Raw genomic sequence first — 13,365 nt, forward strand, 5'->3', positions numbered from 1 at the left:
ATTGGAATTTAAACACTCAATCCTCCCCCAGCTTCACAGGAGTTAAAGCCCGCGAATCAAAACTCAGTAGGAGATTTCATGCATATAGTAGGTAGAACAAAACTACCAAAATCGGCAGAAGTTGCTAAATTATATCTACAATGCAACGACAAAGCAGCAATCGACTATAGTGCAGAGACTCCAGAAGTGGTGTTTGCTCTACAAGGATTTATTTCTACTAATTCATACTTCAATTCTTTATACGAAACATTTTACACTAAGTACACGACTTTAGATCGACTTTTTTATTTGCTGAACCTAGAGGGAGATTTTCAAGTTTCAGTTTATAGAGAAATATCTACTAGGGTCTCTGAAGCAAATTGTCGTCAATTACTCAGTCGAGAAAAATTTCTCAACTGCAAGATCGGCAAGGCAACAGAAATTGAGCTACCTGAGCTACAACAAATACAAACTGAGCGAGGTAGAATCTATTTTGAATTAGAATGTTTGAGTCAATCGGGAAAACTACGAGAAAGCTTTCTCGCGACTCCACAATTACCAGAACGCGAAGTCTCGTTAGCAGTTGTTGCTTGTACTTTTCAAAAAGAGACTTTTATTAAACGAACCATCAAAACTATTTTACAGGATAAATTATTACAGAGCAAATCGATAGAAATCTTAATTGTAGATAATGCTGGAACTTTGAATCACTCGGAGTTTAGCGATCGCAGAACAAAATTAATTAGTCAGAGAAATATTGGTGGGAGTGGTGGATTTACGAGAGGAATCGTTGAAGCCTTGAGCAGCAATCGCAATTCTCACATTTTGTTATTAGATGATGATATTGAGCTAGAAAGCGAAGCCATTTATCGAGTTATTACCTTAAACGAATATGCCAAACACGATTTAGTTATAGCTGGTAGTATGCTCGATTTATCTCAAAAGCATCAATTATATGAAGCAGGCGCTTTGTATAATAAAGCACTACACAATAGAGATTTTCAAGCATTTAATATAGTTAGATTACATCATCATCTCGACTTGCAAAACGTCAGCAATCTAAATCTACTCGTCGAAACAGAACCGATAGATTCGGCAGGTTTCTACTTTTTGAGCGTCCCGCGAACAATTTTTGAATCAGTCGGGTTACTCTTACCTTTATTCCTTAAGGTAGATGACACTGAATTTTGTTTGAGAGTTCAAGAGAGGTTTGGCAACGATGTAATTGTAGCTTTTCCTGGGATTGCGGTATGGCACGAACCTTTTTTCGCGAAATCTTCAATTTGGAACTATTACTATTACCGGAACGACTCGATCGTTCAAGCCATGCATGGAACTTTAAGGTATGCAGATGCGATCGCACATTTTACGAAAGCTATTGTTTCCAGTTTGTTAGTTTTTGACTATAAAAACGCTCAAATGCTTATTCAAGCTTTTGAAGATTATCTTCAAGGGGCAAAAATTCTTCAGCACGCCGATCCCGAACAGTGGCACAGTCAAATTGTTAAACTCGATCGTAGTTGTCAAACTCAACATATCCAATATCATAACTTACCATCCCACCGCCAAACAGAACAAGACTCGACGGCTACTTTCATGGAGAAAATTGTCAGTTTATTAACTCTCAACGGTCATTTTCTCCCTAACGTTTTTACACAAGACAAAGATGTATTACTATGGCAAACAGCCGAACATGCAGATCGGCGATCGCGAGCCTTTAGAAAGAAAAGAATTCTCATCTTTAAAGAAGGAGGTCAATGTTTATACCGAAATGAGCTTGACAAATCGAGGGGAATCAAGTTGCTAGTTCGATGGATTGCAATTGCAATGAAAAGTCGAATTGAATGGTCGAAGGTAACGAGAGAATGGCAGCAGGCAAGAAGAGAACTGACCTCTTTGCAATTCTGGCGGCGATATCTCAATTTAGAAAAATCGAGCTTAGAAAAATCTGAGCATCAGGATTTAGTAGTTTAAAATTCATTTGAGCAAAACCGAAATTTCTAAGCCGATAGAGGATGTATGTACTACGTAGTAAATCGTATTAATTTTCCGAAAACGGAGGACACTTTCAACTTATACTTTGCCAGCAGTAAAACTGAAGGTATTGATGTAGACTGCGAGACAGGAAAGATCGCTCTGGCGCAGAATGAAATTGTTTCAACTAACTCTTATTTCAATTCTTTTTATGAAAGCTATTATGCTAAATATACAAATCTAAATTCGCTTTACTATTTGTTGAGACTAAATGGTGATTTTCAAGTTTCAGTTTATAGAGAAGGGTACGAACGAGAGCGAGAATTACTCGGACAAGAGATATTCAAACAGTGCCAAATGACAGATGGCGTTAAAATTGCCTTACCTACTCTCCAGCAAAGTCATACACCTCAAGGCAGAATTTATTTAGAAATTCAGTGCTTGAGCGATCGCGGCATATTTATAGAGGGAGCGATCGTCACTGAAGAACAACCTGTGAGAAATATCTCGCTGGCAATTATTAGTTGTACTTTTAAAAAAGAAGCATATATCAAAAATACAGTCAAGACAATTTTTCAAGATCTTTTATTAGCGAATAAGTCTTGGCAAATCTTTGTAGTTGATAACGGTCAAACCTTAAATGAAGATGATTTCCCTGATACCAAACTTCAGTTAATTCCAAATGAAAATTTGGGAGGGAGTGGTGGTTTTACAAAAGGAATGGTGACAGCTTTACAATCCGACTGCTACACTCATCTTTTATTAATGGACGACGATATCTTACTAGATACAGAGGCAATCTATCGTTTATTTGGCATTTACGAATACGCTAAAGAAGATTTTGCTGTTGCTGGTAGTATGCTGGATTTATATAAAAAACATATTTTATATGAGGCTGGAGCCGCATACGATAAAGACCCGCAAAGCTTTAAGAAAGCACCGTTTCGCGTTGCTCCTCTTAAGCACAATCTCGAACTCCAAAAAACTGATTCTCTGAACTTACTCTTATCAGAAGATGATATAGATTACGGGGGTTTTTGGTTTTTCGCTGTCCCCAGTCAGTTTGTTAAGGAAATCGGATTTCTCCTACCTTTCTTTATTAAGATAGATGACATGGAATTCGGTCTCAGGATAAAAAGGCGGCTGGGTAAGCAGATTGTAGCATTTCCATCTATTGCTGCTTGGCACGAACCATTTTATAGCAAAGTTATCGTATGGGATGGTTATTACTACACTCGCAATAATCTGATTGCACGAACTATTTATGGAACTATAAAGTATACGAACACGCTGTTTAAATTTACTCAAGATTTAATTTACGCGCTATTAATATTTGAATACAATTATGCCGAGATGATAGTCAGAGCTTTTGAAGATTACCTTCAAGGACCAAATCTTCTCAAAAAGAACTCTCCCGAAAAATTACACCAAGAAATAGTTCAATTGAGCAAAAGTTACAAGACTCAAACTTTACAGCCAAACTATTATCTGGATACTGAGCTTAGTCCACCCAGAACGAAAGCTAAAATTTGGCAGAAATTAGCAAGTTTATTGACGATTAACGGTCATTTACTTCCAAATTTTATTCATAGCGACGGCGAAGTCATGCTTTGGCAAAACAGCGCTCATGCTGGGACGATTAGTCGCGTTTTTAGGAAAAAGAAAGTGACTATTTATCGAGAAGAAAATAGTTGTTTATTACAAAACGAATTAGATAAGCCAATTGGAATTAACTTAATAATACGCTGGCTTAAGATTGTCATTATAAGTACTAGAAAATGGTCGGCGATTGTTAGAGAATGGAAAACTGCTGCGCCTGAATTGACTTCCATGAGTTTTTGGCAACAATATCTCAAGCTTGAAGAATCAAAATAGGAAATGAAGAAGCGACAGTATGCAGACGAAACCGCAAGAATTAACAATTAAAGCAGGACGCACGGAAGCATTATATTGGCAAGATTTATGGCGCTATCGCGAATTATTTTACTTCTTAGCTTGGCGAGATATTTTAGTCCGTTATAAACAAACAGCGATTGGCATTACTTGGGCGTTAATTCGACCATTTTTAGCAATGTTAATTTCTACATTTGTTTTTGGAAACTTAGCAAAACTACCTTCTGGTGGCGTACCATATCCACTGCTTGTATTTGCTGCCATGTTGCCTTGGCAGTTTTTTGCTAACTCTTTATCAGAGTCTAGCCTCAGTTTAATTAATAATGCTAATTTAGTCTCTAAAATTTATTTTCCTCGGGCAATTGTTCCGGCTAGTTCGGTGATTGTGAGTTTCGTAGATTTATTAATTTCTGGGATGCTGCTATTAGCGTTGATGATTTGGTACAATTTTGTCCCAGATTGGCGAATTTTAACGCTACCATTTTTTACGGCGATCGCGATCGCCGCTGCAATTGGTGGTGGATTGTGGTTAGCAGCGTTAAACGTTAGATACCGAGATTTTCGGCACATCGTACCGTTTATCGTTCAGTTTGGTTTCTATATTTCGCCAGTCGCTTACAGTAGTAGCATTATCCCGCAAAAATGGCGCTTGCTATACTCGTTAAATCCAATGGTAGGGGTGATTGATGGCTTTCGTTGGGCAACGTTAAGCGGCACATCAACCATTTATTTACCTGGATTTATTCTATCTACAATATTAGTTGCCGTACTTTTAGCCAGCGGCATTTGGTACTTTCGGAAAACCGAACGTACTTTCGCAGATGTTATTTAGTGGGGGTTTCATGCTTTTACTTAAAATTGCCAGCCTTACTATTTATGGGATTGAAGGAGAGACTCTAAATGAGGGTGTCAGAGCCGCTACTTAGCATAGTTTTTGATTAAAGTAGGAGTAACTGAAGCGGCTCTGACAAAGGCTGGCAATTTTAAGAAAGGTAACCCAAGGAGTTGAGAGCGTGTCTAATATTGTATTACGGGTAGAAGATTTAGGAAAGAAATATCTCATCAGCCATCAGCAGCCAAACTCAACTTTACGGGATGCGATCGCTAGTACTGCCAAATCTATCAAACATAAATTTTTAGCAAAATCTACAGCTAATAGTTTAGCTAAAGAAGAATTTTGGGCTTTAAAAAGTGTTTCTTTTGAAGTGAAACAAGGCGATGTTTTAGGAATTGTCGGTCGCAATGGCGCGGGAAAATCTACACTTTTGAAGCTGTTGAGCCGAATTACCGAACCTACCAAAGGAGAGATTTGGATTCAAGGGAGAGTCGCGAGTCTTTTGGAAGTAGGAACGGGATTTCATCATGAACTTACAGGTCGAGAAAATATTTTTCTCAACGGCTCTATTTTAGGCATGAGTCGAGTTGAAATTAAACAGAAATTTGATGAAATTGTTGCCTTTGCTGAAGTCGAGAAATTTTTAGATACTCCAGTTAAATACTATTCTTCTGGGATGTACGTGCGGCTGGCTTTTGCGGTTGCGGCTCACTTAGAACCAGAAATTTTAATTGTAGACGAAGTACTGGCAGTCGGCGACGTGCAGTTTCAGAAAAAATGCTTGGGAAAAATGGGAGATGTTGCCAGAGAAGGACGGACAATTTTATTCGTCAGTCACAGCATGAGTACGGTAGAATCTCTCTGCAATCGAGGTGTTTTACTTGAATCTGGTATTGTTAGTTTAAATGCTAGTTCTGAAGAAGTTGTCAGAGCTTACCTAGAAAAAGCTTACGGTACAGCTAAAGAACTTCCCTTAAGTCAAAGAAGAGATCGGAGTGGCTCGGGAAGAATAAGAGTTTCTAGTTTTAAACTTTTAAACGAACAAGGCGAAGAAGAACCAGCATTACAATCGGGAAAAAACTATGATTTTGCAATTGGCTATTCAAATAATACAGGAGAGCGTTTGAATAACGTCGTTGTTTGTGTAGATTTGATTGACGAGCGCGGCGTTAGAGTCATTTTATTAAAAAGTACTTTTACAAATCATAACCTCACGCTGAATTCCGACCGAGGTTATATTTTATGCCGGGTTAAGAATTTTCCTTTAGTTCAAGGTATGTATCGGGTAACATTACATCTAGCTCACGCCGATAGAGAAGTACTCGACCACATAGAAGACGCTGCGAATGTTAGCGTAGATGGAGGTGATTTCTTTGGTACGGGTAATCCGGGTATTCCTAACCTCTGCAAGTTTTTAGTTAATGCTGATTGGTCTACAACTTCGGCTAATACCTTCTCTAATACGCAAATAATTTAAGTCTTAATTTACTTAGGAAAATAACTATGGCTGTAGAATCTGTCACGAACGATCTGTATTCGCTCGAACACTTATCTCATAGATTTCAAATTACGCCAGATCGTATTGCTCAAATTGCTACAGATAGGAACTTAAAGCAACATCAAATTAGCGGACAATTGTATTTACAAAAAAATGAAGTTCAGCAGTTAATTGAGGAATTATTTCCAGGTATTAACGATGAGAGTCTCGGTTACGAAATACCAGAGTACTTACAAAATAGTCCTGATGCGTGGGCAGAAACTCTAGTTAAAATGTATCGGGAAAAATTTACTTATCCTGCTTCTGTTTCGCCATCGCAAGGAGAGTTTTTAAAATCTCTTACAGGCAATATTGCCCCAAAAAATGTAGTAGAAATTGGTTGTTTCACGGGAATTTCTACAATTTGGCTAGCTGCTGGATTAGAACAAACTGGAGGCGCGGGAAAGATTAATTCAATCGATCTATTTGAGGATATCATACCCGCTCCCCCCTATCATCGTGCCTACTTACCTAATCCACTAGAATACGCTCAAAATTCTGTAGCAAATGCCCAACTAGCGCATAGAGTTAAGTTTCATAAATCGAACTCTGTAGCCGTAGGAGAAAGAATTCATGAAATTCTGAGCGAACCTATAGATTTTATCTATATTGACGGAGATCATACTAAAGAAGGATGCGAAAAAGATTTTCTACTTTTTTACCCTCATGTAGCGATTGGCGGATATATCGTGTTGCATGACATTTATCCAGAATATTGCAACTGGGATGGTCCTCGATATGTTATCGATAAATACATTAAAACTTCTCCTCATTTTGAGTTAATGGAAGTCAAGACAAGTCCAGTTAATTACGGTATGGCGGTAATTCGTAAAGTGAGCCACGATAAAAGTTTGGAATTACGTACCAAGCTAAAAAATACAGCCTTGTGGCAAGGAATCAAAGATAAGCCATTGGGTAATTTTATTAAGAATAATATCTTTTAAATTCTTATTATTCGCTCCTCTATAACCCCCAAATAAACTGGGGGAAGCATCTTTATGAATCAAAAGAAAAAGATTTATCTCAGAGGTGCTTACAATTTATATAACTTTGGAGACGATCTTTTACTCATCTCAACTCTAGAATTTTTCAGCAAGCATCTGAGACTAACCCGAGAAAATTTAGAATTATATGGCTCGAAAAATTTTGAATCGCGATCGCAACTCAAATTTGATAGCGATTTAGAGTTAAAGCATTCGGTAGAGTGGTCGGATATCATTTACCGAATTAACTTGAAACTAGAACAGTTGCGAATACCGATTCAATTTCCCTTAGTCGTACACCAACTCCTCGGACATGTTTTGAGAGGAGAATGGTTAGAACAATCGCGTTTTTTCAGCTTTTGTCAATTAGTGGCGATCGCAATTATTATTTTTACCGACATCATTTCATATAAATTATTTCAAAAAGCTCTGTTTACCAAAGAATATATTAATTTTTTAAAGCAACTAGATGTCATTCACTACATAGGCGGAGGATATCTTAACGAACGTTGGTTAGAGGTGATTATTTACGAATACATAACTATTAGCTTAGCACGCAGTTTCAATCCTCATCTAAAAGTTATTGGTACGGGTTTGGGTTTAGGACCTTTTAAAAGTAGAGCAAGTCTCTTAATTTTTAAGCTTTTTGTCCAAAAGTTTAATTATTTGTTTGTGAGAGAACTGGAGTCTTTGTCGATAATTAAAAATTTGAAAGTTAACGTAGCTACTAAAGTTTTAGGCGACGATGTTATTTTGCTTTTGCCTACACTCGCTCAGCTAAAATTCGAGCAACGCAATTACAATTATAGTTCAAATCCTATTACAGCTATTAATCTGAAATCTTTTCCAGACTATAACTACAATTTAATTAAAATCAGTTTAGAGAACTATCTTAAACAGTTACTAGATAATCAAAATTCTCAACCAGAATACTTTTGTTTTGGTAGAGAACCGGGTCCAGGCGATCGCAACTTACTCGAAATCCTCGATCGCTGTTATCAAAATAGTTTAGTTATTCGCGATCCTTATGAAGAGGGATGGCGCAGTTTTTTAAGTCGCTTGGCTGGCGCTCGTGTAGGAATCGGTTGTGCTTACCACTTTAATATAATCCTAGCTCTGTTTAATATTCCTACTGTGGGAATTTACTCTGGAAGTTATTACAAACAGAAAATAGTAGGAGTTATGCAACTTCTGAGCAAAGATACACTCGTATTATCACTCGATGAGTTGGGATTGGAAAAAGATTTAGCCGAGGTTGTCAATGTAGCGATTAATGCTCATACATCGGGAGAAAATAAATTAGAGCAGATGTATGCAGCAATGAAACAAGAATATGTAGATGCTTATAGAAGTATTTTGAGTTGATAGATATAATCGCTATTTGATTTTTGAAATACACGTAGGATGGGCATTGCTCTTTGATTTTTGATAGCGGTTCTCAATTGGATGCAATGCACGTCTGGTAGGGGCGCACAGAGAAAGCGCCCCTACAAATGTCATCCACACAACCGAGAATTGCGATGAAATACACGTAGGATGGGCATTGCTACCTTATGTAGTATAATTGTAGTTTGTTGCAGGCTAGTAACAAACTCATGATTCATGAGTTCACCTACGGCAAGCTGGCAGATGAGATAGAGAAGCGGCAACTGGGGCAGATTGTCGAACAATGTTTTATCGGCTCTCCCAGCGATACGGAGCCATACCTTAACAGGATTGGCGTAGACAATTTTCGCGTTATCCGGCAAGCCAAAGAAGTTGTGGGAGGTTTGGGGCTGCTGCCGATGGGACAGTGGTATGGTGGTCTCTGCGTGCCGATGACAGGCATTGCAGCCGTGGGGATTGCGCCAGAACATCGGGGATCGGGGGCAGCGATCGCTCTGATGCAAAATGTAGTACGGGAACTGCATGAGAGTGGAATGCCGCTTTCGGTACTTTATCCAGCTACGCAACGCTTATACAGAAAAGCTGGTTACGAACAAGGTGGAAGCTATTGTAGCTGGGAAATTCCAACTCAGAGTATTCAGATAATAGAGCAGCCGCTACCTGCTATACCTGTAGCACTAGAGAACTTTGAATGGCAAAAGCTTTATCAGCAGCAGGCAAAGTCAAATAATGGTAATCTCGAACGTCATCAAGCGATTTGGCAAAGACTGATGCAGCCAGATGAAAAAGAAACCATCTATGCTTATTTGCTAGGTTCATTAGACCAACCCCAAGGTTATATTATCTTTCGGCAACGCCGAGGAGAAAATGAATCCTATTTGGTGGTGAGAGACTGGGTTATTCTTACCACAGCAGCAGCTAAAAGTTTTTGGGCTTTTCTTGCTAAACATCGTTCAATGGTCAATAAGGTACAGTGGCGAGGTTCTGTAGTTGAATCTTTGAGCTTATTACTACCAGAGCAAACCCTCGACCCCAAGTTTGTTGAGCGTTGGGTATTGCGAATTATTAATGTAGAAAAAGCTCTAGCCGCACGGGGTTATCCCTCTGGTGTCGAATCAGAGTTGCACTTAGAAGTCCAAGACGATCTGTTAGACGCAAATCAGGGCAAGTTTATTCTGTCTGTAGCCAACGGACGGGGTGAGGTGACAAGAGGTGGTAAAGGTGAGATGAAGTTAGACGTACGCGGTTTAGCACCGTTGTATACAAACTTATTCACTCCCCAGCAACTACAGCAAATGGGATATCTCCAGGCTACGGAATCAGCGATCGCCACAGCAACGGCTTTATTTGCTAATTCATCACCCTGGATGCCTGATTTCTTCTAGTGAAAGTCCTGTTTTAGCAAGATCGAAAAAAATCGCAAGCCTATCGAAACAATTCTCATAGTAAGGCTTGCTGGATTTTTATAAGCTTTTCTCTAACGGACAAAATAAAAGTTAGTTATCAGTAGAGAGTGACTAGTGGCTGGTGACTAGAAAAAAATCCAGCCACTAGCCACTGGCTCCACTAGCCACTAGCCACTCCATCAATCCCTGTTTGCATCCCAAATATCTTTTAGCTCTCCGTATGATACCTGATTCCCATTGCTATAAAACCGAAGGCGGTATTCGCATTTCTTACTCTACCACCGAGATTCCGGTCGATTCTGCGATCGCAGAGGTGTTATTGCAACTCAATTCTCAGCGGGGAGGGGTATTGACGAGTAGCTATGAGTATCCTGGGCGTTACAAGCGATGGGCGATTGGCTTTGTCAATCCACCCTTGGAACTTGCTACCCGCGAGAATACTTTTACTCTGAGGGCGCATAACGATCGCGGCGTGGTTTTATTACCATATTTGGCAGCGCGTCTATCTGAAGACGCACAATTAGAAACAGTCCAGCTAGAAAACAATTGTATTGTTGGCACGGTTAAATTAGCCGAAAGAATATATTCCGAGGAAGAACGCAGCAGGCAACCATCTGTTTTCACCGTAATTCGTCGGTTGTTACATACTTTCCACAGTAGCGAAGACGATCGCTTAGGCTTGTATGGTGCATTCGGCTACGATTTGGTATTTCAGTTTGAGTCAATGCCAAAGTTGCATTCTCGTCCCACAGACCAACGAGACTTAGTATTATATTTGCCAGATGAACTCGTCGTTGTCGATCGCTATCAACAAACGGCGTTTCGCTATCAGTATGATTTTGAGATAGACAACAGCAGCACCAGAGGTTTACCGCGTACAGGTGAATCTATGGACTACAAGGGTCAACATCTAACTCCAACCCAAGATTGCGATCGCGCCCCTGGTGAATATGCTCAACTGGTACGAGAAGCACTAGGATACTTTCAAAGAGGCGATCTATTTGAAGTTGTTCCCAGCCAAACTTTTTTTGCTGCTTGCGAAGCATCTCCGGCTCAATTATTTCAAACATTACAGCAAGTCAATCCCAGTCCCTACGGATTTATTTTTAACTTAGGTAACGAATATTTAATTGGTTCCTCTCCAGAAATGTTCGTGCGGGTGGAAGGTAAGCATATTGAAACCTGCCCGATTAGCGGCACGATCGAGCGCGGACAGGATGCGATTGAAGATGCGGAACAAATTCGTCAGTTGCTCAACTCCCGCAAAGATGAAGCCGAACTAACGATGTGTACTGATGTCGATCGCAACGATAAATCGCGGATTTGCGAACCTGGATCGGTGCAAGTGATCGGTCGCCGCCAAATCGAATTGTACAGTCATCTAATTCATACAGTCGATCACGTAGAAGGACAACTGCGACCGGAATTTGATGCCTTAGATGCCTTTTTAACGCACACTTGGGCAGTAACGGTGACAGGCGCACCCAAGCGTGCAGCAATGCAGTTTATCGAACGGCACGAACCTAGTTCTCGGCGTTGGTATGGTGGTGCAGTTGGCTGGTTAAACTTCAACGGTAACTTGAATACAGGGCTGATTTTACGCACGATTAGATTGCAAGATGCGATCGCCGAAGTCAGAGTTGGCGCTACCGTCTTGTATGACTCAATTCCAGAGGCAGAAGCGCAAGAAACTATTACGAAAGCTGCTGCCATGTTTGAAACCATCAACCGCGCCCAGCAAATCGGTAACGATTTGTCAAGTGAAATAAAAGAATTAATAAGCGATCGCCCGCAACAGCGTCCATACGTGCTGCTGATTGACTACGAGGACTCTTTCGTTCACACCCTCGCCAACTACATTCGTCAAACTGGGGCGATCGTCAAAACGCTACGCCACGGCTTTAGCGAAACATTTTTCGACACCGAGCGTCCAGATTTGGTAGTTTTTTCGCCCGGTCCTGGTAGACCCAAGGATTTTCGCGTTCCAGAAACAGTTTTAGCCTGCGTCAATCGACGAATTCCGATTTTTGGCGTTTGTTTGGGACTACAAGGAATTGTCGAAGCTTTTGGCGGAGAACTAGGAGTACTGAATTATCCTCAACACGGCAAAGTTTCTCGCGTTTTTGTTACAGATTCAGAGTCTCATTTGTTCGAGAACTTACCCACATCCTTTGAAGTCGGTAGATACCATTCATTATTTGCGCTACCGAAACTCTTACCCCCAGATTTAAAAGTTACAGCAATTTCTCATGATGATGTAATTATGGGCATCGAGCATCGAGAAATGCCAATTGCCGCAGTTCAGTTTCATCCCGAATCAATCATGACCCTAAACAGCGACATCGGCTTAAAAATTGTCAAAAATATTGTTGGCAACTATGCCAATCTTCAAGCATCAAAATCTGTTGTTGTTGGGTAATGGTTAATGGGTAATTGCGAGTAGCTAGTAACTAATTTTAACTTTTAACTTTTGACTTTGACTTATCCCTCACAACCGAGTTCTCAATGGCTACTATCGAAATCAATCATCAGGTTGCATCTAACAGTAAATCGCGTCATATTTTGGCTGAAATTGTGTGGCATAAACAGCAGGAAATTGTTCAACTACAAGCAGATATGCCATTAGCTGAGTTGCAAAAACAGGTCAACGATACACCGTGGGCAGAAGACTTTTTGATGGCGATCGAGCAAAGCGATCGCCAACCAAGTTTGATTGCCGAAGTCAAAAAAGCATCGCCAAGTAAAGGAGTTATCTGTGCTGACTTCGATCCGGTACAAATTGCCCAAGCATACGAACAAAGCGGCGCAACCTGTATTTCAGTTTTGACCGATCGCAAATTCTTTCAAGGCAGTTTTGACAATCTGCGGAAAATTCGGCAAAGTGTGGCACTACCGCTATTATGCAAAGAGTTCGTTATCGATCCGTATCAAATTTATCTAGCGCGAGCTGCTGGAGCAGATGCAGTATTGCTAATTGCAGCCATTTTATCAGATAGCAGTTTGCAAAACTTTTTAAAAATTGCTCATGAATTGGGCATGACTGCTTTAGTTGAAGTACACACACTTGACGAACTCGATCGCGTACTAGCACTATCCGATGTGCGCCTGATTGGAATTAATAATCGCAACCTAGAAAACTTTCACGTCGATTTGGAAACAACACGGCTACTAATGGCACAGCGTCGGCAACAAATTAGCGATTTGGGCATTACCGTTGTCAGCGAGTCTGGCTTACATACAGCTGAAGATTTATCCCTGGTTGCCAACGCTGGCGTTCGTGCAGTTCTAGTCGGAGAGTCACTCGTTAAACAACCCGATGTAGAACAAGCTGTACGTAGTTTATTGAATACTAAGACTGGTAGTTGGTAATTG

The 13,365-nt window shown here is 40.2% G+C and carries 9 protein-coding genes; all 9 read left to right on the plus strand.

Annotated features, from left to right (window positions below):
- Positions 1-78: 78 nt before the first annotated feature.
- Positions 79-1,953: a glycosyltransferase family 2 protein gene (locus DSM107010_RS09065; protein WP_106169596.1), complete on the plus strand. Its 1,875-nt coding sequence runs from the start codon at positions 79-81 to the stop codon at positions 1,951-1,953.
- A gap of 45 nt (positions 1,954-1,998) precedes the next feature.
- Positions 1,999-3,828: a glycosyltransferase gene (locus DSM107010_RS09070; RefSeq protein WP_127022804.1), complete on the plus strand. Its 1,830-nt coding sequence runs from the start codon at positions 1,999-2,001 to the stop codon at positions 3,826-3,828.
- A gap of 19 nt (positions 3,829-3,847) precedes the next feature.
- Entirely contained in the window at positions 3,848-4,678 is an 831-nt protein-coding gene (locus tag DSM107010_RS09075; RefSeq protein ID WP_015155148.1) for an ABC transporter permease, read from the plus strand.
- A gap of 181 nt (positions 4,679-4,859) precedes the next feature.
- Positions 4,860-6,158: an ABC transporter ATP-binding protein gene (locus DSM107010_RS09080; protein ID WP_127022807.1), complete on the plus strand. Its 1,299-nt coding sequence runs from the start codon at positions 4,860-4,862 to the stop codon at positions 6,156-6,158.
- Positions 6,159-6,184: 26 nt separating this feature from the next.
- Entirely contained in the window at positions 6,185-7,162 is a 978-nt protein-coding gene (locus DSM107010_RS09085; RefSeq protein WP_106168266.1) for an O-methyltransferase, read from the plus strand.
- 54 nt (positions 7,163-7,216) lie between these two features.
- Positions 7,217-8,566, plus strand: a complete 1,350-nt coding sequence (locus tag DSM107010_RS09090) for a polysaccharide pyruvyl transferase family protein (protein WP_106168267.1) — start codon at positions 7,217-7,219, stop codon at positions 8,564-8,566.
- Between the two features lie 230 nt (positions 8,567-8,796).
- Entirely contained in the window at positions 8,797-9,972 is a 1,176-nt protein-coding gene (locus DSM107010_RS09095) for a GNAT family N-acetyltransferase (protein WP_106168268.1), read from the plus strand.
- Positions 9,973-10,213: 241 nt separating this feature from the next.
- Positions 10,214-12,412: an anthranilate synthase gene (locus tag DSM107010_RS09100; RefSeq protein ID WP_106168269.1), complete on the plus strand. Its 2,199-nt coding sequence runs from the start codon at positions 10,214-10,216 to the stop codon at positions 12,410-12,412.
- 86 nt (positions 12,413-12,498) lie between these two features.
- Positions 12,499-13,362, plus strand: a complete 864-nt coding sequence (trpC, locus tag DSM107010_RS09105) for an indole-3-glycerol phosphate synthase TrpC (protein ID WP_106168270.1) — start codon at positions 12,499-12,501, stop codon at positions 13,360-13,362.
- Positions 13,363-13,365: the final 3 nt, after the last annotated feature.

The sequence above is a fragment of the Chroococcidiopsis cubana SAG 39.79 genome (assembly GCF_003991895.1).
GTDB classification, from domain to species: Bacteria; Cyanobacteriota; Cyanobacteriia; order Cyanobacteriales; family Chroococcidiopsidaceae; genus Chroococcidiopsis; species Chroococcidiopsis thermalis.